General features: G+C 64.1%; 26 protein-coding genes. 11 read left to right on the forward strand and 15 right to left on the reverse strand.

The window, feature by feature from the left end:
* Positions 1 to 6 precede the first annotated feature (6 nt).
* Both KY084_RS11770 and queG read right to left on the reverse strand, forming a co-directional pair.
* Positions 7 to 1,182: a BaiN/RdsA family NAD(P)/FAD-dependent oxidoreductase gene (locus KY084_RS11770; protein WP_219238666.1), complete on the reverse strand. Its 1,176-nt coding sequence runs from the start codon at positions 1,180 to 1,182 to the stop codon at positions 7 to 9.
* Complete coding sequence (gene queG, locus KY084_RS11775; RefSeq protein WP_219238667.1) at positions 1,179 to 2,222, reverse strand: tRNA epoxyqueuosine(34) reductase QueG; 1,044 nt, start codon at positions 2,220 to 2,222, stop codon at positions 1,179 to 1,181. The genes KY084_RS11770 and queG overlap by 4 nt, the downstream gene beginning before the upstream one ends.
* A gap of 71 nt (positions 2,223 to 2,293) precedes the next feature.
* Between queG and KY084_RS11780 the strand changes: the two genes are divergently transcribed.
* The 3 genes from KY084_RS11780 (at position 2,294) to msrB (ending at position 5,138) form a co-directional block, all read left to right on the forward strand.
* Positions 2,294 to 3,244: an ABC transporter ATP-binding protein gene (locus KY084_RS11780; RefSeq protein ID WP_425516736.1), complete on the forward strand. Its 951-nt coding sequence runs from the start codon at positions 2,294 to 2,296 to the stop codon at positions 3,242 to 3,244.
* Entirely contained in the window at positions 3,241 to 4,491 is a 1,251-nt protein-coding gene (locus KY084_RS11785; protein ID WP_219238668.1) for an ABC transporter permease, read from the forward strand. Before KY084_RS11780 ends, KY084_RS11785 begins: the two co-directional genes overlap by 4 nt.
* Before the next feature lie 161 nt (positions 4,492 to 4,652).
* Entirely contained in the window at positions 4,653 to 5,138 is a 486-nt protein-coding gene (msrB, locus tag KY084_RS11790) for a peptide-methionine (R)-S-oxide reductase MsrB (RefSeq protein ID WP_219238669.1), read from the forward strand.
* Positions 5,139 to 5,187: 49 nt separating this feature from the next.
* Here the strand turns inward: msrB and KY084_RS11795 are convergent, their stop codons facing one another.
* Both KY084_RS11795 and KY084_RS11800 read right to left on the reverse strand, forming a co-directional pair.
* On the reverse strand, positions 5,188 to 5,742 hold the full coding sequence (locus KY084_RS11795; protein WP_219238670.1) for a CHAP domain-containing protein: 555 nt from the start codon (positions 5,740 to 5,742) through the stop codon (positions 5,188 to 5,190).
* 144 nt (positions 5,743 to 5,886) lie between these two features.
* Positions 5,887 to 7,821 carry a M1 family metallopeptidase gene (locus tag KY084_RS11800; protein WP_246587072.1) on the reverse strand — a complete coding sequence of 645 codons (1,935 nt, stop codon included), beginning with the start codon at positions 7,819 to 7,821 and terminating at the stop codon, positions 5,887 to 5,889.
* Positions 7,822 to 8,222: 401 nt separating this feature from the next.
* Here KY084_RS11800 and KY084_RS11805 point away from each other — a divergent pair, with 401 nt between their 5' ends.
* Both KY084_RS11805 and KY084_RS11810 read left to right on the forward strand, forming a co-directional pair.
* A complete protein-coding gene (locus tag KY084_RS11805) occupies positions 8,223 to 8,690 on the forward strand; it encodes a hypothetical protein (RefSeq protein WP_219238671.1) in 468 nt (155 codons plus the stop codon).
* Positions 8,691 to 8,885: 195 nt separating this feature from the next.
* Positions 8,886 to 9,437, forward strand: a complete 552-nt coding sequence (locus tag KY084_RS11810) for a hypothetical protein (protein WP_219238672.1) — start codon at positions 8,886 to 8,888, stop codon at positions 9,435 to 9,437.
* 27 nt (positions 9,438 to 9,464) lie between these two features.
* On the opposite strand, the gene KY084_RS11815 is transcribed toward KY084_RS11810, so the two are convergent.
* From KY084_RS11815 to KY084_RS11840, 6 genes are all read right to left on the reverse strand, one after another.
* A complete protein-coding gene (locus tag KY084_RS11815; RefSeq protein ID WP_219238673.1) occupies positions 9,465 to 10,193 on the reverse strand; it encodes an extensin-like domain-containing protein in 729 nt (242 codons plus the stop codon).
* Positions 10,190 to 10,951 carry an NUDIX hydrolase gene (locus tag KY084_RS11820; protein ID WP_343228006.1) on the reverse strand — a complete coding sequence of 254 codons (762 nt, stop codon included), beginning with the start codon at positions 10,949 to 10,951 and terminating at the stop codon, positions 10,190 to 10,192. The genes KY084_RS11815 and KY084_RS11820 overlap by 4 nt, the downstream gene beginning before the upstream one ends.
* A gap of 52 nt (positions 10,952 to 11,003) precedes the next feature.
* Complete coding sequence (locus tag KY084_RS11825) at positions 11,004 to 11,462, reverse strand: MaoC family dehydratase (RefSeq protein WP_219238674.1); 459 nt, start codon at positions 11,460 to 11,462, stop codon at positions 11,004 to 11,006.
* 85 nt (positions 11,463 to 11,547) lie between these two features.
* Positions 11,548 to 11,922, reverse strand: coding sequence for a response regulator (locus KY084_RS11830; protein WP_219238675.1), 375 nt, complete (start codon positions 11,920 to 11,922; stop codon positions 11,548 to 11,550).
* 48 nt (positions 11,923 to 11,970) lie between these two features.
* Positions 11,971 to 12,591 carry a response regulator transcription factor gene (locus KY084_RS11835; RefSeq protein ID WP_219238676.1) on the reverse strand — a complete coding sequence of 207 codons (621 nt, stop codon included), beginning with the start codon at positions 12,589 to 12,591 and terminating at the stop codon, positions 11,971 to 11,973.
* The gene (locus KY084_RS11840) at positions 12,588 to 14,087 is read right to left on the reverse strand and encodes a PAS domain-containing sensor histidine kinase (protein WP_219238677.1); all 1,500 of its coding nucleotides are present in this window, start codon (positions 14,085 to 14,087) and stop codon (positions 12,588 to 12,590) included. Before KY084_RS11840 ends, KY084_RS11835 begins: the two co-directional genes overlap by 4 nt.
* Positions 14,088 to 14,249: 162 nt before the next feature.
* Here KY084_RS11840 and KY084_RS11845 point away from each other — a divergent pair, with 162 nt between their 5' ends.
* Positions 14,250 to 14,936 carry an OmpW/AlkL family protein gene (locus KY084_RS11845; protein WP_219238678.1) on the forward strand — a complete coding sequence of 229 codons (687 nt, stop codon included), beginning with the start codon at positions 14,250 to 14,252 and terminating at the stop codon, positions 14,934 to 14,936.
* 166 nt (positions 14,937 to 15,102) lie between these two features.
* Here KY084_RS11845 and KY084_RS11850 read toward each other — a convergent pair whose 3' ends face one another.
* From KY084_RS11850 to KY084_RS11870, 5 genes are all read right to left on the reverse strand, one after another.
* Positions 15,103 to 15,909: a universal stress protein gene (locus KY084_RS11850; RefSeq protein WP_246587073.1), complete on the reverse strand. Its 807-nt coding sequence runs from the start codon at positions 15,907 to 15,909 to the stop codon at positions 15,103 to 15,105.
* An 85-nt stretch (positions 15,910 to 15,994) separates the two neighbouring features.
* Positions 15,995 to 17,338 (reverse strand): oxygen-independent coproporphyrinogen III oxidase, encoded by a 1,344-nt coding sequence (hemN, locus tag KY084_RS11855; RefSeq protein ID WP_219238679.1) that lies wholly within the window; start codon positions 17,336 to 17,338, stop codon positions 15,995 to 15,997.
* Positions 17,339 to 17,418: 80 nt separating this feature from the next.
* Positions 17,419 to 17,535, reverse strand: coding sequence for a cytochrome bd-I oxidase subunit CydX (gene cydX, locus KY084_RS11860; RefSeq protein ID WP_219238680.1), 117 nt, complete (start codon positions 17,533 to 17,535; stop codon positions 17,419 to 17,421).
* 12 nt (positions 17,536 to 17,547) lie between these two features.
* On the reverse strand, positions 17,548 to 18,693 hold the full coding sequence (cydB, locus tag KY084_RS11865; RefSeq protein WP_219238681.1) for a cytochrome d ubiquinol oxidase subunit II: 1,146 nt from the start codon (positions 18,691 to 18,693) through the stop codon (positions 17,548 to 17,550).
* Positions 18,694 to 18,720: 27 nt separating this feature from the next.
* The gene (locus tag KY084_RS11870) at positions 18,721 to 20,310 is read right to left on the reverse strand and encodes a cytochrome ubiquinol oxidase subunit I (protein WP_219238682.1); all 1,590 of its coding nucleotides are present in this window, start codon (positions 20,308 to 20,310) and stop codon (positions 18,721 to 18,723) included.
* 125 nt (positions 20,311 to 20,435) lie between these two features.
* Between KY084_RS11870 and KY084_RS11875 the strand changes: the two genes are divergently transcribed.
* The 5 genes from KY084_RS11875 to KY084_RS11895 all read left to right on the forward strand — a co-directional run bounded on the left by KY084_RS11875 (position 20,436) and on the right by KY084_RS11895 (position 25,843).
* A complete protein-coding gene (locus KY084_RS11875) occupies positions 20,436 to 21,971 on the forward strand; it encodes an ABC transporter ATP-binding protein/permease (protein WP_219238683.1) in 1,536 nt (511 codons plus the stop codon).
* Positions 21,968 to 23,569 carry an ATP-binding cassette domain-containing protein gene (locus KY084_RS11880; protein WP_219238684.1) on the forward strand — a complete coding sequence of 534 codons (1,602 nt, stop codon included), beginning with the start codon at positions 21,968 to 21,970 and terminating at the stop codon, positions 23,567 to 23,569. The genes KY084_RS11875 and KY084_RS11880 overlap by 4 nt, the downstream gene beginning before the upstream one ends.
* 144 nt (positions 23,570 to 23,713) lie before the next feature.
* Positions 23,714 to 24,760 carry a glycoside hydrolase family 43 protein gene (locus KY084_RS11885; protein WP_219238685.1) on the forward strand — a complete coding sequence of 349 codons (1,047 nt, stop codon included), beginning with the start codon at positions 23,714 to 23,716 and terminating at the stop codon, positions 24,758 to 24,760.
* Between the two features lie 281 nt (positions 24,761 to 25,041).
* Positions 25,042 to 25,443 (forward strand): Arm DNA-binding domain-containing protein, encoded by a 402-nt coding sequence (locus tag KY084_RS16795; RefSeq protein WP_219238686.1) that lies wholly within the window; start codon positions 25,042 to 25,044, stop codon positions 25,441 to 25,443.
* The gene (locus tag KY084_RS11895; protein WP_219238700.1) at positions 25,385 to 25,843 is read left to right on the forward strand and encodes a tyrosine-type recombinase/integrase; all 459 of its coding nucleotides are present in this window, start codon (positions 25,385 to 25,387) and stop codon (positions 25,841 to 25,843) included. The genes KY084_RS16795 and KY084_RS11895 overlap by 59 nt, the downstream gene beginning before the upstream one ends.
* The last annotated feature ends 113 nt before the right edge of the window (positions 25,844 to 25,956 follow it).

Here is a 25,956-nt window from a genome sequence, read left to right on the forward strand (position 1 = left end):
TCCCCGCTACAGCGCCTGCCCAGCCGCCCAGCCACTTGCCCATGCCCATTGGAAATTATAGCCGCCCAGCCAGCCGGTAACGTCCACCGCCTCGCCCACCCCATACAGCCCCGGCACCTTGCGCGCCTCCATCGTCTTTGACGACAGCCCGGCGGTGTCGATGCCGCCCACCGTCACCTCCGCCTTGGCAAAGCCTTCGCTGCCGTTTGGCACGAAGCGCCAGTCGGAGAGCTGCCGTCCTGCATCGGCAAGCGCGCGGTCCTTCTGATCGGCAAGGCCGCCCTCCAGCGTCAGCCGCCCGGCAAGCGCGGCGGCCAGCCGATCGGGAAGCACCCCGCCCAGAAGCTGGCGAAGCGACATGCGCGGTTTCTCCCGCTTCATCGCGACCAGCCAGTCCGCGCCATGTCCGGGCAGGAAATCGATACCGATCGGCTGGCCCGGATACCAATAGGACGAGATTTGCAGGATCGCCGGGCCGGAAAGCCCGCGATGGGTGAACAGCGCGGCTTCGGCAAACGCCGCCTTGCCGCAGCGCGCGATGACGGGCGCGGAAACCCCCGACAGGTCGCGAAACAGCGCCTCCTCCCCCGGTAGGGTCAGCGGGACCAGCGCGGGGCGCGGTTCGACCACCTTCAGCCCGAATCGGCGGGCAAGATCATAGGCAAAGCCGCTCGCACCCATTTTGGGGATCGACGGCCCGCCGGTGGCGATCACCAGCGCGGGCGCTTCGGCCACGCGTCCGCCATGCGTCACCCGGTATCGGCCATCGCTGTGCACGACATCGGTAATCGGCGCGGACACGCGCAGCGTCACCGCGCCCGCGTCACACTGGTCGAGCAGCATGGCGACGATCTGCCGAGCCGACCCGTCGCAAAAAAGCTGGCCCAGCGTCTTTTCGTGCCACGCGATAGCGTAACGATCAACCAGCGCCAGAAAGTCCTTTGCCGTGTATCGGCCGAGCGCCGATTTCATGAAATGCGGGTTTCGGGAAAGATAGCGGTCGGGCGCGACGCCCAGATTGGTGAAATTGCATCGTCCGCCGCCGGAAATCAGGATTTTCTTCCCCGGCGCGTCGGCATGGTCGATGACGAGCACGCGGCGCCCGCGCTGCCCGGCGGTGGCGGCGCACATCAGCCCCGCCCCGCCCGCTCCCAGGACGATCGCATCGAAATGCTCGCTCATCCGCCGAGCCGTTCCAGTGCCCAGTGCGCCGCTTCGCCGACCACCGGATCGGGATCGTCCAGCAGCGCGCGGACCGGTGGGCCAAGTGCCGGGTCGCCGCTGTTCCCCGCCGCGATCAGGCAATTGCGCACCATCCGGTCGCGCCCGATCCGCTTGATCGGCGAGCCTGAAAACACTTCCCGAAAACCCGCATCGTCAAGCGCAAGCAGCGCGGCGAGCGACGGCGCGGTCAGCTCGCCACGCGGCAGGAAGGCGCGGTTTCGCGCCGCAGCGCGGGCGAACTTGTTCCACGGACACACCGCCAGGCAATCGTCACAGCCATAGATACGATTGCCGATCGCTTCGCGAAATTCGTGCGGGATCGGCCCCTTATGCTCGATGGTGAGGTACGAGATGCAACGGCGCGCATCGAGTTGATAGGGCGCGGGAAAAGCGTCGGTGGGACAGGCATCCTGACACGCCCGGCAAGATCCGCACGAATCGCGGCCCGGCTTTTCAGGCGCAAGGTCGAGCGTGGTGTAGATCGCGCCGAGGAACAGCCAGCTGCCATGGTCGCGGCTGACCAGATTGGTGTGCTTACCCTGCCAGCCCAGCCCTGCCGCTTCGGACAGCGGCTTTTCCATCACCGGTGCGGTGTCGACGAACACCTTCAATTCGCCGCCCGCTTCGGCGACCAGCCAGCGGCCGAGCGCCTTAAGCGCCTTTTTCACCACATCATGATAATCGCGACCCTGCGCATAGACCGAAATCCGTCCGCGCTCAGGCACCGTTTCCAGCGCAAAAGGATCGATGCCCGGGGCATAGCTCATCCCCAGCGCGATGACCGAACGGACATCGGGCCACAGCCCGACGGGATTTTCGCGGTGATGCGCGCGGCTTTCCATCCAGATCATGTCGCCATGCCGCCCCGCCTCCAACCATTGGCGAAGCCGCTCGGCCGTTTTGGGCGTAGTATCGGCACGCGCGAAGCCGCACGCGACGAAACCAAGCTCGCGCGCCTTTTCTTTTATGCGGTCTTCCAGCACCTTGTCTTCGCTCACGCTGCCCCGCTACCACGGGTGGCGGGGCAAATGTATCTTTGCGACGAAGCGTTGCCACGCGCGGCGAAGCGATGGCAAGCGGTGACAGGGGGCGGCAGCCGGAAATGGTTCAGGAACTCGCGCTCGAAGCGCACGGGCTGGTCAAGAAATTCGGCGGAAAGCGCGTCGTTCAGGGAATCGATCTCGCCGTGCCGAAGGGCGCGATCTACGGCGTTCTAGGCCCCAATGGCGCGGGCAAGACGACGACGCTTCGCATGCTGCTGGGCATTATCGAACCCGATGAAGGGCACCGCACACTGCTGGGCAATGATTCGCCGCGCGAGATCAGCGACGAGGTGGGGTATCTTCCCGAAGAGCGCGGCCTGTATCCGGGCATGAAGTGCAAGGATGCGATCGCGTTCATGGGTGCGCTGCGCGGGCTCGACTGGAAAACCGGACGCGCGCGGGCGGTGGAGTTGATGACGGCGGCGGGGCTGGGCCACGCGCCCGACATGAAAATCCGCAAATTGTCGAAGGGCATGGCGCAGCTTGTCCAGTTGCTGGGATCGGTCGTCCACCGGCCGCGCTTCATCGTGCTCGACGAACCGTTTTCCGGCCTCGATCCGGTCAATCAGGAACGGCTCGAAGCGCTTATCCTGGGCGAACGCGATCGCGGCGCGACGATTCTGTTTTCCACGCACATCATGGCGCATGCCGAACGGCTGTGCGACCGGCTCTGCGTGATCGCCGACGGCCAGCGCCGGTTCGAAGGCACGGTCGCCGATGCGCGCGCGCTGCTGCCGATGAAAGTATTCTATGAACCGCACCATGAAGGTGCCGATATCGCGGCGACCCTGCCCGGCGATGCCGTGCGCGAAGCCGATGGCTGGCGCTTCACCCTGCCCGAAGAGGGGATCGAACAGTTGCTGGTCCGCCTGATCGAGGCGGGGCACGGCATATCAGGGCTGTCGATCGAACGACCCGGCCTGCATGACGCCTTTGTTCAGATCGTCGGACGCAAGGCGGCGGAGGAAATGGCATGAAATCGACCTGGCGGATGATCCGCGACACCCTGACCATCGCGCGGCGCGACTTCACCGCAATCGTCGCGACACCGACGTTCCTGCTGTTCCTCTTTGCCCCGGTCCTGATGTTCGGTTTCGGAGCGATCGGCGGCATGGGCGGCGCGATGGTCGGCAAGAACGCCGATGCCAAACAGCGGATCTATGCCGTGCTGGGCAGCGATGAAGCGCGCGACTTCACCGCGACCGACATCCGGTTGCGCGACCTGTTCGGGGAAAAATCGACGCCCCCCGAACTAATCACGCTCGCGCCCGAAGCCGATCCCGCGAAGCAGGCGCGCACGCTCCTCGATCAGGAGGATCATGACGTCCCGGCGGTGCTGTACGGCCCGCTGGAACATCCCACCATCCTGAAGCGCAACGCCGAATCGTCGAGCGCAAGCTATCTCGCCGAAGTGGCCGAACAGACGGCACGCGCAAGGGCGGGCGGGTTCGACCGGCCGCTCACCCATCCCGATTTCGTGCGAATAGCGCGCGAGGGGAGTTCGATCGGCGGCACATCGGCCACCGGCGTCTTCGCGGTCACCATCCTGTTCGTTCTCACGCTGATGCTGTCGGGCCAGACGGTGGGCACCATGGCGGAGGAGCGGTCGAACAAGGTAATCGAGATACTCGCCGCCTCGGTTCGCCTGGAAAGCGTGTTTCTGGGCAAGCTGATCGGCATGTTCGGCGTGGCGATGGTCTTTATCGCCTTTTGGGGCGGGCTGGCCGGACTGATGACCGCATTCCTGCCGGGTGAGGCCTTTGCGAAGGCGGACGAGATGCGGCCCGTAATCGGCATCATCCCCTTCGCGATCCTGTTCCTCGTCTATTTCACCATGGCCTATCTGCTGCTGGGCGCGGTGTTTCTGGGCGTAGGAGCGCAGGCATCGACCCCGCGCGAAATCCAGATGCTTTCGCTGCCCATCACCATTTTCCAGATGGCGATGCTCGGCCTCGCCTCCGCCTCTGTCGCGCTGCCCGATCAGACGGTATCGCTGATCGCGCGGGTTTTCCCGTTCAGTTCGCCCTTCGCAATGCTTGGCTATGCCGCGCGGGAGGCGGCGATCTGGCCGCATGTGCTGGCGCTTGGCTGGCAATTGCTGTGGGTGGCGCTGTCGATCGCGCTGGGCGCGCGCTTCTTTCGCATCGGCGTGCTGAAATCGGCCGGGGCGAAACCACGCTGGCGGCGTAAGCGCGACGCGGAGATCGCCGAGACGAGCGTGTGATACCGGCGGCGGGCAGGCTGAATTTGCCAGATCAGGCCCGGTTCAGGCGCGATAGGGTATCGCACGACGAAACGGTTCGCCCCTCGCCGCGGCCGGGCGTGCATCCATTGCCCCGTCCGAAGCGTATCGGGGCAACCATGCTCTTGCAGGAAGGATGACGCATGACCCCCGATCGCCGACAGTTTCTGGGCTTTACCGGAATCGGCCTTGCCGCGCTGACGACGGGATGTTCCGCCGGAGAGAGCCGCGCAGCCGAGACGTTCCCGCTCAACCTTTCGCGCGAACAGTGGAAGAAGCGCCTGACGCCGACCCAGTTCCGCATCCTTCGGGAAGCAGGAACCGAACGCCCCTTTTCCAGTCCGCTCAACGATGAACATCGCAGCGGAACCTTTATCTGCGCCGGGTGCGACCAGCCGCTCTATTCCTCGAAAACCAAGTTTGAGAGCGGCACCGGCTGGCCCAGTTTCTACGCGCCGCTGAAAGGCGCGGTGGTCACCCGCACCGATCGGTCGCTGGGCATGGCGCGCACCGAAGTGTTGTGCAGCCGCTGCGGCGGGCATCTTGGCCATGTCTTCAACGACGGGCCGAAGCCCACGGGAAAACGTTATTGCATGAACGGTGCGGCGATGAAGTTCCGGGCCGCATAGCCCGTATGCTTCACGCCGGCGGCGGGGATTCGGCCCGCTTTGGCCGCAATCAGTTGGTGAGCGCGACCAGATGCTCGGCGGTGTGATCTACCGGCTGACGCGGCAGCGCGGCATAGGGGAGCGCCTTTTCCGCGTCGGTCGCGTCGGGAACCGATACGGGATAGATGAAGCCGTTCACCGGATAGGTCGTCGCGCCCAGATCATCGATCGGCGCATACCATACCTTCACCTCGCTCCAGTCATTGTCGGGCGAAACGTCGATGGCCTTTACATCATGCTCGACACCGCCCGGTTTCGACCAGTTGGCGTGGGTGAGCAGCACTTCGCGGCTGTTCACCACCTGCGACACCATGGCGACATGACCGAGATGCATCTTGCCGACCGGGGCGAAAGACATGACCGCGCCGACATGCGGGGTGTTGCCGCGCTCGTACACGCCGGCGGCCTGTTTCCACCAGGTGAGCGCATCGCCATGAATGTTGATGCCCGACATTTCGCGGGCAAAGGGCACGCATTGCCAGAATCTGGCCTGGGCCGGTGCCACCGTCGCCAGGCAAAGCAATCCCGTCAGCGCGAAACGCGCCGCAAAGCGTCCTAAATTCATGTGTTTTGCCCCCCACGGCAATGATCAGGTGATGTCTGCTAAGCAGACCCTTAGGACAAAAAAAACCCCCGCCCACGGTTCAACGGAACCAATTCCGACGAAACGTGTTGCGGGGGCGATGACTGGCCCGAATGAACGGAACGCTCAGCCCTGATCGGGCGTCCAGCCGACGATCCGGTCCACCGTGCCGGTGGTGACCGAATGATAGCCGGGGCGCGCCATGGCATAGATTCGCCGCGCGATCGGCTTTCCCCAGTTGTCTTCGTTCATCAGCGTCGAAAACAGCGGCGCGACGAATTTACGCCGTCCCTGGCTGGTGAGGAACGCCTGTGCCGACGCGACCGCCGGCTGATAGCGCGCATCAAGCGCCAGCATCAGCCAGGCAAAGCGTATCTCGCTATTGCCCGCATGGCTGAAATCGAACCGGTCATCGAGCGCCTTTAAGCGATCATGGCTTAGGTCGCGGGGAAGCTGGTTCAGGAAACGCACGCGTTCCTGCGTGGTGATGTCGTCGCCGGGCACCGATGCGACCAGCCCGCCCTCGGCATATTCCTTCGCCGCCATGTCCATCGCCGGGAAGGCTTCGGATTTCACATGAACCGCATTGTCGGGAATGCCCGGTTCATAGGCCCATTGGTGCAGCCCGATCCGCTTTGCCTCCGCATCGCTGAGCAGGTTCTTTTTGATGTCGGCGAGGAAACCCGCCGTGGTCTGCGGCTGGAAAGCATGGCGGTCGAAATAGCCGCGCAGATATTTGTCGAACCGGTCGCGCCCCACCGTCTTTTCGATGGTGCGCAGAAACGCCGCGCCCTTTTCATAGGCGATGTCGGTCATCCCGTCATCGGGATCGCGGTCCTTGCCCAGATTAAGGTGGAGCTGCGTATCCGGCGAAGTCGGCCCGCCCGCCGCCTTCACCGCGTCCATCATTCCCGTCCAGCCGAGATCGGCCTCCATCGCCGCGCGCCGCTTGCCGTACAGCTTTTCCATGATGCGGTTTTCGAAATAGACGGTGAAGCCTTCGTTCAGCCAGAAATCATTCCACGTCGCGTTGGTCACCAGATTGCCCGACCAGCTATGCGCCAGTTCGTGCGCGACCAGGCTAACCAGCGACCGGTCGCCCGCGATCACGGTCGGCGTGGCAAAGGTCAGGCGCGGATTTTCCATGCCGCCGAACGGGAAACTGGGCGGCAGGACGAGCACATCGTACCGGCCCCAGCGATACGGGCCGTACAGATCCTCCGCCGCATCGACGAATTTGGGCAGGTCGGCGAATTCATACGCCGCCTTGTCGAGCATTTCGGGTTCGGTCCAGATGCCGGTGCGCGGACCCGTCGCCTTGAACTGAAGATTTCCGACGGCAAGCGCGATCAGATAGGGCGCGACCGGCTTGTCCATGCGAAAGCGGAAGGTGTGGCGATCGCCCGACGTGTCCACGCCATCCGGGGTCAGCATTTCCGCGCTCATCAGCGCGGTCAGCGGTTTGGGCACGGTAATCGACGCGTCCCAGGTCTGGCGAATGCCCGGACTGTCCTGCGTCGGAATCCAGCTGCGGTTGAGGATCGCCTCGCCCTGGCTGAACAGATAGGGATATTTCCTGCCCGCCGTCTGTTCGGGGCTGAGCCATTGCAGCGACGGCGCATCGGGGGAGGTCTGATAGGTGATCTTCACCTGTTTCGCGCCGTCGAGCGCGATTGTCAGCGGCGCGCCATGATCGGGATCGGCCGCGCCGACCTGATAGGGAAGCGGCTTGCCCTTCGCATCGGTGACCGACGCGATGGTGAGGTCGCGCGTATCGAGGATGACCTTGTCCGCATCCTTCGCCGTCTTCAAATCAAGCGTCGCCGTCCCGCGAAGCACATGTGCGTCGAAATCCGCGGCAAGGTCCAGCGAGACATGCGTCACCCGTGCTTCCTGCGGATCGGCATAGCTGTGCACGTCCTTCGCCTCCGGCGTGTCCAGCACCGGCGCCACGGCGGGTGGCGCGTCATTTTGCGAAACGGCGGCGGAATTGCCCGCCGCGCCCGAACAGGCGGTCAGCGCGATCGCGAGCGCGGAGGCGGTAAGCATCTGTAGTTTCATCAAAAGCGGCCCTCGCACAAAATAAATGAACAAGGGGTGGACGCTAGGCGGCGTGGACAAATTCCGCAACGCCACGGCTGGAGGCAAAAACCGTCAGTTCGAGGAGGCGAGGTGCAGGAATATGTCCATATTTCCAGCCGAGCCGACGCGGAAGTGACGGTTTTTGGTCCAGCCCCTGCGGGGTTGCCCTGTAAAAGGCCCCAGCCGCGTTGCTCGTCCTTGAAATAGGAGCACTATTCCATCGTCCTCACGCCTTGCCGGGGCCTTTTACAGGGCAACCGTGGCGATGTGGAATTTGTCCACGCCGCCTAAGGCCTCCCTCCGCAAACGGCAACGGCGGCCAGACGCGCAGTGTGCAAAGCCGCTCGAAATCGCGCGCACCGCCCGCTAAGGTGCTTCGTATGCGATTTATCCTGCCGCTTGCGACCCTGGCGCTCATGCTCTCCGCCTGCCAGTCGGGAACGCCGATCACCCCGGAAAATGACAGCCAGACCAGCGACGCGGCGGTCGATCAGCCGCTTTCGCCCGGCGCGCGGCCGGTGCGGATCGGCGAAAACGGCGCCAATTTCGCCGCCTGCGGGGCGCGCGGCATCGTCACCATCGGAGAAGACAAGAATGTCCCGCTTCGCGCCGCACCGTTCGACGAGGCCGATCAGGTTACCGCGCTGAAGGCGGGGCAGCGCATGTTTATCTGCACCCGCTCGATCGACCAGCGCTGGCTGGGCGTCGTGGTCCCGCAAACGCGCGACGGCACGTCCGCATCCGCCGATTGCGGTGTAAACCAGCGGGTCGAACGGCCACAGGCCTATACCGGCCCCTGCCCGTCCGGCTGGATCGCCAATGCGCTGGTCCGCCTGACCGCCGATTGACCGGGGCGCAGCTTTATTTCCTATAATGGAATAGCGGCGATCCAATTGATTGCCGCACTCGGTTCGTCGCATGGTTTGTTGCAACGCAACAGTCTTTATGGTCCGATGGTCCGTGTCGGGTTCGCAGGCCGTTCAATGTTAGGTTAACCACGATCGGCTATGCTCCCCGTCGCGATGCTGGGGGTGGAGTTGATTATGAGTTCACGTATGAAACCGGCCGACGGCGCGATGACGCTATCGGAAATGAAAGAGTTCGCTGGGTTCAGCGCGGCGACGCAGCGTTATATCCGCCGCTCGCTCGACATCGGGCTGGATCGCGAGGATGCGCTCGCCCGCTGGTCGCGCGACGTGGTCGAAGCGGCGAGCATTCGCGCGCAGGCGCGGCTGTACGACCGGCTTCCCGATATTCGCGCCATGGTCCCCGATGACAGCGCCATCGATGCGGTCGAACCGTTTCTTGCGCCGCTGATCAGCGTTTCGGCATTCGATCTGGGTCAGGGGCGGCTGCCCGCCTTCGCCGCCTATCGCTTCCTGTACGAACGGCTGATCGGGGCAGAGGTGCGGCCATGGCTGCCCGCCGCCTTTTGCGCCGCCGCCGCCATGCCGCAGCTTCATCCCGATCTGCGCCGCAAGCTGCTTCAGTCGATCAGCGAAGCCGCGGCGACCGCTTCGGGCTGGTCGGTGCGTCAGCCGAGCTTCTTTCCCGCCTGGGTGGAAAAGGTCGACGGGACGGCGCTTCCAAGCTGATCTGCTTGCCGGACACGCGCTTGCCGGTCACCGGCAGGCGCGTCCGCCCAGCGCGCCTCGCTCCGCCTGATCGAGGTGGAAATGGTCGCGATGCGCATTATTATAGTCGGGCGAGAGCACGGTGGCGAACAGGTCGCAGGCATCGTCGCGCACGGCGTGCAGGAACGCCGCATTTTCCCCGTCCCCTTTCCAGTCGCGCAGCACGCTGACCTCGCGCCCGTCGGCCAGCACAAAGCCCGCAACGTCGACGGCATCGGCGGTTGCATGTTCGCTCCACGCCCCCGATCCGCGCCCGTACATGCGGCGGCACGAATAGCTGCCGAGATGGCGGATGGCGACGACCTTCGTCCCGAAATAGCGCTGCGCGGCCGGTTGCAGCCCGTTCCATTCCCACATCACCAGCGCCGCCGCCACCGGGCAGCTCGTACCCAGCCCCGCCGGGCGAAAACGTATCGGGCTGGCACCGCCGGGGCGTATGCGCACCCGGTCTGAATAGCCGCAATGTTCGCCCTTGCGCGCAGGCATCACCGCGTAATCGACGCCCGCACGGGTCAGCAGCGCGCGGCACTGGTCGAAATCACCGGTCAGCGCGGCAAGCCGTCGCCCGCTGAACAGTCCCGGCTTTTCGGCAAGGTCCAACTGCCCCCAGGGCACGTCCTGCGGATGGTGGCGAAAATAGCCCCAGCCGACCACCCCCGCCACGAACAGCAGCGCAAGAACGATTCCCGCCCGGATGATCCCGCGAAGCGCCCTCACCCGCGTTTCACATCAGCCAGCGGCTCGGACGTAACCGGATAGCCAAGATCGTCCGGGATGCACAGGTGGCGCGCACCGTCGCGCATCTCCACCCAGGGGGTAATCAGCCGTACGGGAAAATCACGGGCATGGGCGATCGCGGCATCGAAATCGGCACGCGCCGCCAGCCGTTCCAGATTGCGCCTTGTCGGATAGATAATGTGCACATCGCCGCGAGCCGCGTCGTCGAGCACGCGCTGTGCCCTGGCCCAGAACAGCCGGCTATTCTCGGTTCCATCGACGCTGACCTCCCCCATGCAGGCCGGACAGCGTGCCAGATAGAACAGCGTGTCGAACACGCGCGCATGCGGCAGATCGGGACGCCAGCGCGCGAACGGCACCAGCGCATCAAGATCGAGCGCGCCTTCGATCACTTCTCCCATCGCCCGCCCGTCATTCAGGCCGCGCCGCATCCGCGCCGCGGCTTCCGGCGGGGGCGACGTCGCGAAACCGACCGCCAACCCAGTTTCCTCCAGCGTTTCACGAATCGCCGCGATCCGTGCGGCGGCATCGGAAAGACCGGGCGCGATTCGTTCGGCAAGCGCATGGTCGCCCGGATCGATCCGCCCGCCGGGAAACACCACCGCCCCACCTGCAAAGCGCAGGTCGCGAGAGCGTTCGACGAACAACAGGTCGGGCGCGGCGCCGTCTTCGCCCTGACGCATCACGACCAGCGTGGCGGCGGGGATCGGCGAGGGCGCGGCATCTGTCATCGCCATCGATTTAAGCAACACCGTGCCCAGGGCAAGGCATGGCGCCCCGCCCCACGCATCACACGCTTTCGGGGCGCTTGCGCTGCAATCCGCTGCGGCGGCAAGATCCCACCAGCACGCCGTCCTGATTATAGGCGCGGTGGATGAAAGTGACGATTCCGGCATTGGGCCGCGATTTCGATTCGCGCAGTTCCGCCACCTCGGTCTGGATCGACAGCGTATCGCCGATGAAGACGGGCGCTGGAAAGCGAACCTCGTCCCAGCCCAGATTGGCGATCGCGGTGCCCAGCGTCGTATCGCCCACCGACACCCCCACCATCAGCCCCAGCGTAAAGGTGGAGTTGACCAGAATCCGGCCGTAATCGGTTCCCTTCATATATTCGGCGTCCAAGTGAAGCTGCGCCGGATTATGCGTCAGGGTGGAAAACATCAGATTGTCGGTTTCGGTAACGGTGCGCCGGATCGCATGGTCGAAAATCTGCCCGACCTTCAGTTCCTCGAACCACAATCCCGCCATCCAGCCACACTCCCATGCTTGTTATCCGCGCTATCCGTGGCAAGCATCGCGCGCCGCCGCAAGCGTCGAGCGCGCGCCGGAGCGGTCAGGCGCTGAGCGCGCGAAGCAGATCGTGGCGGCGCAGCGGTTTTTCGACGATATGATGGAAACCGCACGCCATCGCCGCCTCGCGCAGCATTTCGGTGGCGAATCCGGTGATCAGCACCGCACGCCCCTGCCACCCGACGCCGCGCAGCGCGCGCAATACGCCGATCCCGTCGCCATCGCTCAGCCGATAATCGGTGACCAGATAGGGCGCGGTTCTGGCGAGACTTTCAGCCAGCAGCGCGCCGATCCCAGGAAAGGATCGCACCTCATATCCTTCCGATTGCAGCAACAGATGAAGCGAGCGGCGAACCTTCGCGTCATCCTCGATCAGCAGCAACTGCCGCGATTCGGCCTGGGAACGGGAGTCGGTCATAACCCCACGATGCCGCGCGCATCCTCCCCGCGCGATACGGGAATCTCCTTAGATTTCTCCCTCGATTCCAGCGGCAAAGGCGATGCGCAGCGCTTCGGACAAATTGCGCACCTCCAGCTTGGTCATCAAATTGGCGCGGTGCACCTCGACCGTGCGCGGTGAAATGCCAAGGTCATAGGCGATCGTCTTGTTCGGATGGCCACGCACCAGCCCGGCAAGCACGTCGGTTTCGCGCCGGGTCAGCCGCGCCACCAGCACTTTCGCCTCATGTTCGGCGACATCGTCGTGTGAGGTCCGATCGAAACGCGCGAATGCCGATTCGATCGCGGCGAGCACCGCCTTTTTCTCAAAGGGCTTTTCCAGAAAATCGACCGCGCCCTGCTTCATCGCGCGCACGGCCGTACCGACATCGCCATGGCCGGTCAGCACGACCACCGGCATCGTTACGCCATGGTCGGCCAGCGCCTGCTGCACTTCCAGCCCGTCCATGCCCGGCATGCGGATGTCGAGCAGCACGCAACCGGGTTCGGCGGTTTTCACGACCTTCAGAAACTCGTCCCCCGATTCATAGGTTTCGACCGTGAAACCGCTGGTGCGCAGCATGAACCCGGCGGATCGCCGGATCGCTTCCTCGTCATCGACGAGGTGGATGACACGCCTGTCGCTCATTCGCTGGTCTCCGCACTGGGAATCGTGAACGCAAAGATACTGCCGCCGCCATCGTTCGGCTCGGCGCGGATGCGCCCGCCATGCGCCTCCACGATGGTGCGGCATATCGATAGGCCCAGTCCCATGCCGCTCTGTTTCGTGCTCGTAAAGGCTTCGAACAATCGCGGCATGATCGACGGGTCCACCCCAGGGCCGGTATCGGCCACCGACACTTCCACCATTGCCAGCGCGGCGCGGCGCGTGCCGACCCGGATATCGCGCACATCGCTTTCGCTCACCGCGTCGATCGCGTTACGGATCAGGTTCACCAATACCTGTTGAATTTGAACGCGATCGACCAGCACCGGCGGCATGTCGGGCGAAAGGTCGAAAAAGGCGCGGATGCTCCTTTCGGTCGCTCCGGCAAAGCCCAGCCGTCCCGCGCCGCCAATCAGTTCATCCAGATCCTCGACCCGCTTTTCGATCTCGCCCCGCGCGACGAATTCGCGCAGGCGGCGAACGATATTCCCGGCGCGCAGCGCTTCGCTCGCCGATTCGGACACTGCTTCATGCAGCATGTCGGGTTCGATCGTCCCTTCGTCGATCAGGTCGCGCACCGCCTCCAGATAATTGGCGATCGCGGTCAGCGGCTGATTGAGTTCATGCGCGAGCGTGGAGGCCATGGTCCCCATCGCGCTCAGCCGCGATACGTGGATTAGTTCGCTGCGCAGTTCCTCCATCCGCAATTCGGCTTCCTGTTCGTGGGTAAGGTCGCGGATGAAACCGGTGAAGATTCGGAAACTCTCGCTAACCGCCTCCCCCACCGCCAATTCCATCGGGAAGGTTTCGCCGCTGCGGCGCATGCCGCGCACCACCCGGCCGATGCCGATAATGCGCTTTTCGCCGGTTTCCTCGTAATGTTTCAGATACTGGTCGTGCCGTCCGCGATCGGGCTGCGGCATGAGCATGCCGACATTGCGCCCGCGCACCTCCTCCTCGCTATAGCCGAACAGCGTTTCGGCGGCGGTGCTGAACGACAGGATGATTCCACGTTCGTCGATGACGATCATCGCTTCGGGCACGGTGGCGAGGATCGAGCGAAGATGCTGTTCGTTGCGGGCGAGCGCCGACTGGTCGGCTTTCTCACGCGTGATGTCGCGGGTGATCTGGCAAAAGGCGGCCGTGGCCCCGTCCGTCCCGCGCACGGCAAGCGTGGTGGCGTCGGCAAGGAATTCGGATCCATCCCGCCTGACGCGCCAGCTTTCGCGCCGATGACGGCCATGGTCGCGTGCCGCGGCCAGATCGGTCGCCGCCTCTTTCGCACCCGCCTGCCCCTCCTGATACAGCATGCCCAGCGGCTGGCCGATCGCTGCCTGCGCGCTCCATCCGGTCAGCCGCTCGGCGCCCGCGTTCCATGACAGGATGACCCCGTGCGCATCGGCCAGCAGCATCGCGCATTCGCTTTCGCCCGCGATGACATTTGCGAAATCCAGATCGGGTATCGATGCCTTGGTCATGCCTGTTCCTGCGTGCGCGCGATGGCTCGCGCCCTGCCCGACGCCACCGTTCAAAAGGACGCTTCCTTCCGGAAATCTACCTAATCGCTATATTGCGAACGATCAAAGTGCGCAGCCGCGCGCAGCAGTATCGCGCCTGCAACCAATGCAGGAGATTTGATCATGCGCGTGCCATCCTTTGCTATCACCGCCGCCGCCGCTGCGGCGCTTCTCGCCCCCGGCGCGGCCCTGGCCCAGGACGCGGCCCCCGCCACCGGCATCCAGGCGGGCGACGTGCTCGTCCGCGCCCGCGCCATCCTGGTTTCCCCGAACGAAAGCTCCAGCGCCGTCGAACCCGCATTTCCGGGCAGTGATGTGGGTGTGGGCTACAGCGTGATGCCCGAAGTCGACTTCACCTATATGGCGACCGACAATATCGGCGCGGAGCTGATTCTGGGCACGACCAAGCATGCGGCGCAGGGGCGCGGGACGCTGGGCGGAATCGACAAGCTGGCCAGCACATGGGTCCTGCCGCCGACGCTGACGCTGCAATATCATTTCAACCCGCACGGGACAGTGCGCCCCTATCTGGGCGCCGGGGTCAACTACACCATCTTTTATTCCGAAGATGCCAGCGACGCGCTGGAAGCCGCGATCGGCGACACGAAGATAAAGATGGACGACAGCTTCGGCTATGCGCTGCAGGCCGGTGTCGACATGGATCTGACCGATCGGGTGTTCGTCAATTTCGACCTGAAATATATCGACATGGATACTACCGCCACGCTGAATACCGGCGGCGCGATCAATCAGGCCGACATTCATATCGATCCATTCGTCGTGGGGCTGGGCATCGGAACCCGCTTCTGACGACACCATGGCTGGCAAGGGGGAAGGGGGCGGTCGCGGCGACCGCCCCCTTTTTCGTGCCCGCGATTCATATCAGGGGGCATCGATATTGACGTTCGCGATCGCGACGCCGCACAGCCCTTGCCGGAATGTTCGACGAGGAGCCTCGCCGAACGCAGGTTTGGCGTCAATGCGCCAGAAAGAGCGGCACCGGGCTGTGATCGAACAATTGCCGGGTGACCCCGCCGAACATCGATTCGATCAGGCGCGGGCGACTGAAACCACCCATCACGACATAATCGGGCTTCATGTCGCCGATCGCCTTCAGGATCGCATCACCCGGATGCGTTCCCACCCCCGTTACCCGGTGGATGGCGGCGTGGATGCCGTGCCGGGAGAGATATTCGGCCGCCGCTTCGGCGTGCAGTTTAACTGATCCGTCCTCTACCTCGAACAGCGTTACGCCGCTCGCATGGGCAAGCAGCGGCACCGCCGCTCGCAGCGCCGTTTCCGCCTCACGCGAACCATCCCAGGCGACCAGCGCACCGCCGAACGGGTTGAGCTTGCGCATATCGGCAGGCACAGCCAGCACCGGCTTGCCCGATGACACAATCAGTTCCCCGGCGATTTCCGACAGCCGGGGATGGGGAAATTTCTGAAGGTCGCTGTTGACCACGATCAGGTCGCAAAGCCGCGCCGCACGCCGCATCGCCTCACCCGGATCGCCGCTCGCCTCGATACTGGTCCATGCCACGTCCTCGCTCGCCAGCCGCTGTTCCAGCCGTCCGCGATTGGCCTGTTCCTGCTCGATTTCCTCCGACATCAGGATGGGGCCGAGGCCGGGTGAGAAATAATCCTCGTTCATTGCAGGCGCGAGCGCGATGTCGACGCAGCTCAAATGTCCGTCCATCGCGCGGGTAACATCCAGCGCCGCCTGAAACCGGGCCTCCTGCCCTGAATCGTCGTGCACCAGCAGCAATATATTCTTCATCATCGCCTCCCGATTTCAGAAATTCACTGGCAGGCTAAACACCCGGACGATCGACGGGCTATCGGTAGAGTTACGCAATAAAGGCAGTTCAGACCGCTCGGCTGAAGCGGCGCGCGCCCGGATTGCGATAGGTGTCGAACACAGCGGCGGCGAGGCGCGCATAGGGAAGGCCATCGCGCGTAATGGCCAGACGCGCGCCATCGCGCCGAACGACGCCGTGCCCCTCCAATTCGTAGAGCAGCGCTTCATCGGCGACGGCCGCGCTGGCGGGCAGGCCGTGGGCACGCGCGATCGCCTGTGCATCGACGACGCCATCGCACAGCAACCGCTCGATCACCGCGCCGCGCAACCGGTCCTCGCGCGAGCGCACCAGTCCACGCACCGCGCACCCCTGCCGGTTGCCGGCCAGCATGCGATAGCGCCCGACATGCTTTTCATTTTGCACGATCAGCCCGGGAAACTGGCTGATCGCCGATGCGCCCAGCCCGATCAGCGTCGTTGCGCAGTCGTCAGTGAACCCCTGAAAATTGCGATGCAGCGCACCTTCGCGGGCGGCCAGCGTCAGGTTGTCCCACGGTCGGGCGAAATGATCGAATCCGATCGCCTCCATCCCCTGTTCGACCAGCATGTCATGGGCCAGCGCACGCTGCCAGAAACGCGCCTCGCCATCGGGCAGGCGGCTTTCGTCGATCATTCGCTGGCGCGGCAACAGGCGCGGCATATGCGCATAGCCGAACATCGCCACGCGGTCGGGCGCAAGCGTCTGCGTGGCGGACAATGTCGCCGCGATATCGTCCAGCCTTTGTCCGGGCAGGCCGTACATCAGGTCGAGGTTGATCCGTGCGATTCCCGCTTCGCGCGCGTCGGCCATCACCCGGCTGACTTCGGCCAGCGGCTGGATACGGCCGATCGCGGCCTGAATATGCGGCGAAAATGTCTGCGCCCCAATACTAATGCGGCCTACCCCGGCGGCGGCGAACGCGATCGCATGATCGCGGGTGAACGAACGCGGGTCGATCTCCACCGCCCATTCGGCGTCCAGTGGAATCGCGAAATTCTGGCGCAGATGTTCGGCGAGCCGCGAAAACTGTGCCGGCGACAGGACATTGGGGGTGCCGCCGCCGAAATGCACCTGTCCGATCGTTCCGCCAAACGCCGCGCCGATCTGAGCGATTTCGGCGAAAAGCGCCTCCAGATATGCCTCGAGCCGATCCTCGCGATTGAGTGCCCCGGTGTTGCAACCGCAATACCAGCAGACCGAATGACAATAGGGGATGTGGATATACAGCGACGCCGGCCCGTCCTTTGCCGCGCTGCCAAGCGCCGCGGCATGCTGCCCCGCGCCGACCGATCCGTCAAATTCGGCCGCGGTGGGATAGCTGGTGTAGCGCGGCGCGGCGCGGTTCGCGAGGGCGGGGATATAACGGTGCATGGGCGGCGCCCCTTCAAGATGCCGGAACGGAGCGGCGCGGCCAACCTTTGCTTCGGTTCGCCGCGCCGGAAGCGATGAAATCAGTCCTCGACCGTCAGATCAGTCGCGGGGTCGGTATGGAATTCAAGCCAGATGCCGTTCATCACCGCGACACCGACTGCCAGGCCGAGACCCAGGATCCATGCGAAATACCACATTGCCAAATCTCCTTAATAATAATCGGGGTTCAGGCGAACTTCTTCCTCGCTCACCCGTCCGAACATCACGCGATAGGCCCAGGCCGTATAGGCAAGCACGATAGGCAGCAGCAGCACCGTCGCCAGCAGCATGATGAACAGCGTCATATGGCTGGAAGAGGCGGTCCAGACGGTCAGGCTGGACGCCGGATCGATCGAGCTGGGCAGGATAAAGGGAAACATCGACAGGCCGACCGTCGCGATGATGCCTACCGTGGCGATGCTCGATCCGGTGAAGACCATGGTGTCGCCGCGCCCGCGAATGCCGAAAAAGGCGATGACCGGCCCCAAAAAGCCCAGCATCGGCGCGATCAGCATCCAGGGATGCGCAGAATAATTGTCCATCCACGCGCCCGCCGCGGCGACCGCCCCGGCAAGATGCGGGTTGGACGGCCCGTTGGGATCGACCGCGCCGCTGACCTGATAGCCCATCGACCCCATCGCCACGAACACGCCGCCCAGCGCAAACAGAGCGATGGCAAGAATGGCGGCGATCTGACCCCAGCTGCGGGCGCGTTCGCGCACCACGCCTTCGGCTTTCAGGCTGAGCCAGCCAGCGCCGTGCAGCACCAGCATCGCGACCGACAGCAGACCGGTCAGCAGCGTGAACGGCGTGAACAGGCCGAGCAGCGTTCCTTCGTAAAAGGGGCGCAGGTCGCCGTCGAGCCGGAAGGGCACGCCCGCCAGCACGTTGCCGACCGCGACGCCGAAGACCAGTGCGGGAACGAATCCCCCGACGAACAGCGCCCAGTCCCAGCGATTGCGCCATGCCGGATCGGCCCTTTTCGACCGGTATTTGAACCCCACCGGACGCAGGATCAGCGCCGAAAGCACCAGGAACATGGCGAGGTAGAACCCCGAAAAGCTGACCGCATAGACGAATGGCCATGCAGCGAAGATCGCGCCGCCGCCCAGGATGAACCAGACCTGGTTCCCTTCCCAGGTGGCGCCGATGGTGTTGATGACCATCCGACGTTCCTCATCGGTCTTGCCGATAAAGGGAAGCAGCGCCGCGGTGCCCAGATCGAACCCGTCGGTCAGCGCAAAGCCGATCAGCAGCACACCCAGCAGCAGCCACCAGATGACGCGAAGCGTTTCATAATCGAGCGGAATACCCATTTCTTGTCTCCGTATCGTCTTGTCGGCTCATTCCGCCGGGACGGTCTGATAGGCGCCGGTGGTCGGCGCGGACGGCGCGCGGCCGGGATCGGTGCGCCACGGAATGTAAGTTTCCGGGCCCTTTTTGATTGCGGCGAGCATCAGTCGCACCTCGATCACCGCCAATACGCCGTACAACAGGGTGAAACCGGCGATCGTCGTCCAGATTTGCGGCACCGTCAGGCTGGAAGCGCCCAGGAAGGTGGGCAGCACGCCGTCCACCGCCCAGGGCTGACGCCCGACCTCCGCCACGATCCAGCCGAACTCCACCGCAAGCCAGGGAAGCGGCATGACCCACAGCGCAAGGCGAAGGAACCATTTGCGGTCGAACTTGCGGCTGTTGGCGAAGTAGAGCGCGGTCGCGAAGAACGCGATCAGCACGAACCCGATCAGCGCCATTCCGCGGAACAGCCAGAACAATAGCGGCACATTGGGTACGGTCGACCACGCCGCCTTCTGAATGGTGGCGGCATCCGCCTGACGCGGATCGGCGACATAGCGTTTGAGCAGCATTGCATAGCCAAGATCAGCCTTGGACCGTTCATAGGCTTCGCGCGCGGCAAGATCGTTGCGGTTCACCTTCAGCTTCTCGACCGCGTCATAGGCGGTCAGCCCGTTGACGATCCGCGCTTCGGCCTGGCGAACCAGCGGCTTGATGCCCGAAACCTCACCCGTCAGGCTGCGCGTGGCGATCAGGCCAAGGACGTAAGGCACCTTGATCTCATAGCCGGTTTCATGCCCCGTATTGGACGGCAGGCCGAAAATCGCGATGCCGGCGGGCGCCGCATCGGTATCCCATGCGCCCTCGATCGCGGCGAGCTTCATCTTCTGGTTGTCGGTCAGCGCATAGCCGCTTTCATCGCCCAGCACGACGGCGGACAGCGATGCGGCAAGGCCGAATGCGGCGGCGACCGCGAAGCTGCGCTTGGCCAGCTCCAGATGCCGCCCCCTGAGCAGATAGAAAGCCGAAACGCCCAGCACGAACACGCTGGCCGTCACATATCCGGCGCTGACGGTGTGAACGAACTTGGCCTGCGCGACGGGGTTGAAGATCACTTCGTAGAAATTGGTGATTTCCATGCGCATCGTGTCGGGATTGAACGCCGCACCCGCAGGGTGCTGCATCCAGCCATTGGCGATCAGGATCCACAATGCCGAAAGGTTGGAACCCAGCGCCACCATGAAGGTGGTTGCAAGATGGCCGCGCTTCGACAGGCGGTCCCAGCCGAAGAACATCAGCCCGACGAACGTCGCTTCCAGGAAAAAGGCCATCAGCCCTTCGATGGCGAGCGGCGCGCCAAAAATATCGCCGACATAATGCGAATAATAGGACCAGTTGGTCCCGAATTCGAATTCCATGGTGAGGCCGGTCCCGACGCCCAGTACGAAGTTGATACCGAACAGCTTCGCCCAGAAGCGGGTGATGTCGCGCCAGATCGGCCGGTCGGTCATCACATAGATGCTCTCCATGATCACAAGGATGAAGGAGAGACCGAGCGTGAGCGGTACGAACAGGAAGTGATACAAGGCTGTCAGGGCAAATTGCAGCCTCGACAGTTCGACAACAGCCATATCCATGGTAACGGGTCCCCATTTCGCGGCAAAGCCGCCTTTTGACGCGTGCCGGTTAGGCGCTGCGGGGGCGACGCCGATATTGGGGATATTCCGTAGTAAGGAGCGTTCGCGCCCACGATGCCGATGCGATGAACAGGAAAAACACGGCCGGGTTTGCATGGCTGCTCGACCTTGGCGGGGCGGCTTTGTTCGCGCTGGGCATCGCGATGGCGGTTACCGGCGCCGCGCAGGGCGGGCTGATCGAAGCCGAAACGATCGCGCTGATCCTGACGGGCGGGCTGATCCGCGCGATCGCGGTCGGACTGGTCCACCGGCTTGCCATCGCGGGCGCGCAGCGGATCGCGGCAGCGCGCCGCCTGCCCGTCATTCGCCGGCTGATCGGCGAACCGCTCACCCAGCCGCCTTCGCTTGGCCAGTCGGCGGTCTTCGCGATCGATCATCCGCTGGCGATCGAACAATATCAGGCGCGTTTCATGCCCAGCCGGTTCGCGGCATCGGCAGCGCCGCTGCTGGTCATCGCGCTCGTCGCATTCGCCAGCCTGGTCGCAGCGGGCATTCTGTTCGCCACCTTCATTCCCTTCATCATCGGCATGATCTTTGCCGGCACCGCCGCGCGGCGCGCATCCGAACAACAGCTTAACGCGATGGGGCAATTGTCGGGCCTGTTCGTCGACCGGGTACGCGCGCTTTCGATCATCCGCCATTTTCACGCCGAGGAACGGATCACGCGGCAGGTGCGCGGCGCTGCGTCGGATCTTGCCGAGCGAACCGTCAGCGTGCTTCGAGTCGCGTTTCTGTCGAGCGCGGTGCTCGAATTCTTCTCCGCGCTCGCGGTTGCGCTGGTCGCGGTCTATTGCGGGTTCAGCCTGCTTGGCATGCTACCCTTTCCCGACCCCGAAACGCTGACCCTGCGCGAAGCGTTTTTCGCGCTCGCCATGGCGCCCGAATTCTATCTGCCGATGCGCCGGCTTGCCGCTGCCTATCACGAAAAACAGCTCGGTGAAGCGGCCGAAGCGGCGCTTGACGCGCTTCCCGCCCCGCTTCCCGCCCCCGAAAATGCATGCGCCTATGCCGGGCTGACCGCGCGCGCGGCGCGGATCGAATGGCCCGGCCGATCGATCGGCCCGGTTTCCTTTACGCTCGGGATGAACGGGCTGGTCGCGCTGACCGGCCCCACGGGTAGCGGCAAGACCAGCCTGCTTGCCGGAATCGCCGGCCAGGTCGCGCTGACCGATGGCGCGATCACACCGATTCCCTCGCACGACATCGCCTGGGCGGCGCAGCGGCCGTTGATCCTGCCCGGATCGCTTCGCGACAATCTAACGCTCGGCCGGGACAACGCCGACGATGCGGAAATCGTGGACGCCGCCGAACGCGTGGGGCTGGGTCCGTTGATCGCAGCGCGCGGGGAAGGGCTTGACCTGATGCTCGATCATCGCGGGTCCGGCCTGTCGGGCGGGGAGCGGCGGCGGCTCGGCCTTGCCCGCGCGATCCTTGCGCGGCGGCCGCTTTTGCTTGCCGACGAACCTACCGCCGACCTCGATGCCGAAAGCGCGCGGGACATTGCCATGCTGCTCCTCCTGCTGTCGCACGAACGCGCGCTGGTGGTGGCGACCCACGATCCGCTGGTGATCGAAACCGCGCAGCAGGCGGTGGCGCTATGAACCGCGACCTGATCGAAACCGCGATCCGCGGGCGCACCGGCTCACTGATCCGCTACGCCTTTATCTGCGCGCTGTTTGCCGGGCTATCCTCGGTGCTGCTGCTTGCACTGTCGGGATGGTTCCTCACCGCTGCTGCGATTGCCGGAGCAGGCGGCGCGGCCGTCGCCGCCGCGTTCAACTATCTGATCCCCAGCGCCGCGATCCGCGCGCTTGCGATCATCCGCACCGGATCGCGCTATGGCGAGCGGCTGCTCTCGCACCGTGCCGCACTGACCGCGATGGCCGACTGGCGCGGGCGATTGTTCGGTAAGCTCGCCGCACAGGATACGCGCATCGCCCCCGACCTGTCCGGGGGCGATGCCAGCGCGCGGCTGATCGGCGATATCGAGGCGTTGGAGGATCTGGTTGTGCGCCGCCCCACGCGCCCGGCGAGCCTAGCGAGCGCGGCGTTCGCGGTCGCGCTGACCTTTCTCGCCGGGTGGCAGGCGGCGCTCGCGCTGGCGGTGCTGCTTGCCCTGCTGCCCTTCATCCTCAAACATGCCGCCACACGCTGGACCCGCGAACCCGCTGCCGAAGCAGCCGCGGCGCTGGGTGATCTGCGCGCCGCCTTTGTCGAAGCCGCGGCCGCGCGGCCCGAAATCATCAGCTATGGCATCGCCGACCGGGTGACCGATGAACTGGCGCTGGCAGCCGCGCGAGTCGATCGCGCCAATGCGGCGTTGTTCCGCGGCGAAGGTCATGTCGCCGGGTTACTCGTCGGCTATGGCACGATCGCGGCGGCAGCGGTGCTGGTGCTGGCGAGCAGCCCGGCCGCGCTGATGGCGCTGGGCCTGCTCGCGGCGACCGCGTCGGTTGAGGCAATGGCCGCCTTTGCCCGCACGGCGGTTCGTCAGGCAAGCGTCGAGCAGGGACTCGATCGGCTGTCGCTGCTCGCGACGCTGAAGGGCGAACCGGTCAAGGCACAGGCGGTTCGCGACGACGCGCTGACGGTCACGCTGGGCAAAGCCGTAATCGCGCCGGGCGAACGCATCGCGATTGTCGGCGCATCGGGCAGCGGCAAGACGCAGCTGATCGAAGCACTGGCCGGGCTGCGCGCGCCGGTACACCCGCTCGCCGTTGCGGATATGCCCGTTGCGGACTGCTCGCAATCGATGCTGACCGGGCAGTTTGCGCTGGCTCCGCAAGAGCCGACGCTGCTCGCCGGGACCATCGCCGACAATCTGCGCCTCGCCCGTCCCGGACTGGATGATTCGCACATGGCCGAAGCGCTGCATGTCGCCTGCCTCGACGAACGGATCGCGACGATGCCCGACGGTTTGGATATGGTGATCGGCGAAGGCGGCGGCACGCTGTCGGGTGGCGAACGCAAACGGCTTTCGCTTGCCCGCGCGCTGCTCGCCGGGAGGCCATGGCTGGTGCTCGACGAACCGACCGAGGGGCTGGACGCTGCCACGGAGGCGCTGCTCGTTTCGCGCCTCGGCGGTTGGCTCGATTCAACCGGCACCGGCCTGATCCTAGTATCGCATCGCCGAGCACCCCTGGCGCTTGCGACGCATCAGGTGCCGATCGCTATGATCGCGGACTCTCACCACGGCTGACGGTGTTTGCGGCGTTCCGATATCGCAGCGACGCGCAGCACCCTTGGCGCGCCGGATGGAAATACTTGCCTGACATTGGCAACCAGTGCATTTCTCAGACAATATAGACGGGCAACAGCCCCCGACCAACGGGAGAGCGCACTCATGAGCAACCACCCCCTCAGCCGCCGGACCATCCTTACGGCCGGTGCGGCGCTGCCGATCGCGGCGACATTGCCGGGCGTCGCCACGGCGCGGGCGACCGATCCCGACATCGTCAATCCGATCATCCGCCAACGCGCCGACCCGCAAATCTACCGTCACGACAACACTTTTTATTTCACCGGGTCGGTGCCCGAATATGACCGCATCGTGCTGCGCAGCGCAAAGACGGTCGCAGGACTGTCGCAAGCGAAAGAAACCGTGCTGTGGCGGCGGCCGAAAAGCGAGCGGATGGCGGGCTATATCTGGGCGCCCGAAATCCATTATTTCGATGGACGCTGGCACATTTATTTCGCTGCGGGAGATGGCGATGAGCCGTTCCATATCCGCACCTATGTGCTTCAGGCGGATGGCCCCGATCCGATGCACGCCGAATGGTCGCTGCTTGGACAGCTCGAAACGCCGTGGGACACGTTCACGCTCGATTGCACCAGCTTCGAACACAAGGGCACCCGCTATGTCTGCTGGGCGCAGGCCGAACCGGGCATCGACACCAACAGCAACCTGTATCTCGCCCCGCTCGCCACGCCGACGACGCTGGCGGCGAAGCCTGCCCGGCTGTCGATGCCAAACCTCCCTTGGGAACGGCGCGGGTTCAAGGTCAATGAAGGCCCCTATTTCCTTGCCCGCAACGGCAGGATGTTCATCACCTATTCGGCAAGCGCGACCGACGACCGCTATCGCATCGGTATGTTGAGCGCGCCCGACGATGCCGATCCGATGGATGCAGGAATGTGGGTGAAATCGCCCGAACCGGTGTTCGGCACATCAGAGGCGAACCATGTCTACGGCCCCGGCCACAACAGCTTCGTCGTCGATGAAAAGGGCCGCGACCTGCTGGTTTACCACGGCCGCGATTACAAAAAGATCGAGGGCGATCCGCTGTTCGATCCCAATCGCCACGCGCGCGTGCAGATCATCCAGTATGATGCCGACGGCATGCCGGTTTTTGGGCAGCCGGTCGCCAACGGCCCGATGCCCGTCGATTAGAAACCATCAGCGTCGGGCGCAGTTCATCCAGACCGGAAAGCGCTCGACGCTAATTCACGTCGCAACGAAGTGATTTGAAAAACGATGGAAAATCGGTGGCGGCAAATCCGGTGAGGATTTGGTGGAGCCGAGGTCTGTATCATTGAAATTCCAGGGCAGATCAGGGCGTCCTTAACTCTTTGAGCTGAAAACCTTTCTGTATAAGATGCGTTTCTGAATGCCCTACCCTGTCTCACCACTTCCAATACGAAGTGAGGGACCAAATGAGGGACGGAAACGCAATGTCCGGACTGACTGCGCTCGAAGTGAAAAACGCCAAACCAGGCCGTCATGCCGACGGGCACGGCCTGTATCTGCTTGTACGCCCGAGCGGCTCACGATCCTGGGTCCTTCGCATTCAGGTCGATGGCAAGTGGCAGGACCTCGGAATCGGGCCGGTCGCTCAGCTGTCGTTGGCTCAAGCCCGGACGAAAGCATCCGAGCTACGGAACAAGGTCAAGGCAGGCGAAAATGTGAGAGCTAAAGAGGAACCCGGCAGCGCATCCATTCCGACATTTGAGCGAGCTGCTCGAGACTGCCATGAAGCAATCAAGGGTGGTTGGCGAACAAGCGTCATAGCGATTCTTGGCTGTCGTCGCTCGAGAACCACATCTTCCCTGCCTTTGGGAAACACCCGTCGATAAAGTCACCAGCGTGATGGTGCGCGACGCGCTGGCTCCTATCTGGCTATTTATCCCGGAAACCGCGCGCAGAATCCTTCAACGTATCGGCACGGTACTCGACTATTCGCATATCGAAGGTTGGTGCCCGCACGAAGCCGCACTCAGGTCGGTAACCAAGGGCCTTCCCCGTCAGCCGAAGGACGAAGGGCATTTTGCAGCCATGCCCTACACGGAAGTCCCAGCGCTGGTGCGCTGTCTCGATGGCCTTCCCGAGACAGCGGGCCGTGATGCGCTCCTGTTCACGCTCTTCAACGCTGTCCGGTCTGGCGAGACGCGTTTCGCGGTTTGGCCGAAGTTCGACCTCAAGGCTAAAATCTGGTCCATTCCGGCAGCACGCATAAAGATTGGTCTGAGCCCCTAGATTTCCTCCATTGATAGGTAGAGTCCGGCCCTCGAGAAGGAGTACGGACGAGATGAAGCGGAGCAGGTTCAGCGAGGAGCAGATCATTGCTGTTTTGAAGGAGCAGGAAGCTG

The sequence above is a fragment of the Stakelama flava genome, assembly GCF_019351405.1.
Lineage (GTDB): Bacteria > Pseudomonadota > Alphaproteobacteria > Sphingomonadales > Sphingomonadaceae > Sphingomonas > Sphingomonas flava_A.

Coding starts and splice junctions, on each gene's coding strand:
- KY084_RS11770 (WP_219238666.1), bottom strand. CDS start 1,182: ATGAGCGAGCATTTCGATGCGATCGTCCTGGGAGCGGGCGGGGCGGGG.
- KY084_RS11780 (WP_425516736.1), top strand. CDS start 2,294: ATGGCAAGCGGTGACAGGGGGCGGCAGCCGGAAATGGTTCAGGAACTC.
- KY084_RS11785 (WP_219238668.1), top strand. CDS start 3,241: ATGAAATCGACCTGGCGGATGATCCGCGACACCCTGACCATCGCGCGG.
- msrB (WP_219238669.1), top strand. CDS start 4,653: ATGACCCCCGATCGCCGACAGTTTCTGGGCTTTACCGGAATCGGCCTT.
- KY084_RS11795 (WP_219238670.1), bottom strand. CDS start 5,742: ATGAATTTAGGACGCTTTGCGGCGCGTTTCGCGCTGACGGGATTGCTT.
- KY084_RS11800 (WP_246587072.1), bottom strand. CDS start 7,821: ATGAAACTACAGATGCTTACCGCCTCCGCGCTCGCGATCGCGCTGACC.
- KY084_RS11805 (WP_219238671.1), top strand. CDS start 8,223: ATGCGATTTATCCTGCCGCTTGCGACCCTGGCGCTCATGCTCTCCGCC.
- KY084_RS11810 (WP_219238672.1), top strand. CDS start 8,886: ATGAGTTCACGTATGAAACCGGCCGACGGCGCGATGACGCTATCGGAA.
- KY084_RS11820 (WP_343228006.1), bottom strand. CDS start 10,951: ATGGCGATGACAGATGCCGCGCCCTCGCCGATCCCCGCCGCCACGCTG.
- KY084_RS11825 (WP_219238674.1), bottom strand. CDS start 11,462: ATGGCGGGATTGTGGTTCGAGGAACTGAAGGTCGGGCAGATTTTCGAC.
- KY084_RS11830 (WP_219238675.1), bottom strand. CDS start 11,922: ATGACCGACTCCCGTTCCCAGGCCGAATCGCGGCAGTTGCTGCTGATC.
- KY084_RS11835 (WP_219238676.1), bottom strand. CDS start 12,591: ATGAGCGACAGGCGTGTCATCCACCTCGTCGATGACGAGGAAGCGATC.
- KY084_RS11840 (WP_219238677.1), bottom strand. CDS start 14,087: ATGACCAAGGCATCGATACCCGATCTGGATTTCGCAAATGTCATCGCG.
- KY084_RS11845 (WP_219238678.1), top strand. CDS start 14,250: ATGCGCGTGCCATCCTTTGCTATCACCGCCGCCGCCGCTGCGGCGCTT.
- KY084_RS11850 (WP_246587073.1), bottom strand. CDS start 15,909: ATGATGAAGAATATATTGCTGCTGGTGCACGACGATTCAGGGCAGGAG.
- hemN (WP_219238679.1), bottom strand. CDS start 17,338: ATGCACCGTTATATCCCCGCCCTCGCGAACCGCGCCGCGCCGCGCTAC.
- cydX (WP_219238680.1), bottom strand. CDS start 17,535: ATGTGGTATTTCGCATGGATCCTGGGTCTCGGCCTGGCAGTCGGTGTC.
- cydB (WP_219238681.1), bottom strand. CDS start 18,693: ATGGGTATTCCGCTCGATTATGAAACGCTTCGCGTCATCTGGTGGCTG.
- KY084_RS11870 (WP_219238682.1), bottom strand. CDS start 20,310: ATGGATATGGCTGTTGTCGAACTGTCGAGGCTGCAATTTGCCCTGACA.
- KY084_RS11875 (WP_219238683.1), top strand. CDS start 20,436: ATGAACAGGAAAAACACGGCCGGGTTTGCATGGCTGCTCGACCTTGGC.
- KY084_RS11880 (WP_219238684.1), top strand. CDS start 21,968: ATGAACCGCGACCTGATCGAAACCGCGATCCGCGGGCGCACCGGCTCA.
- KY084_RS11885 (WP_219238685.1), top strand. CDS start 23,714: ATGAGCAACCACCCCCTCAGCCGCCGGACCATCCTTACGGCCGGTGCG.
- KY084_RS16795 (WP_219238686.1), top strand. CDS start 25,042: ATGTCCGGACTGACTGCGCTCGAAGTGAAAAACGCCAAACCAGGCCGT.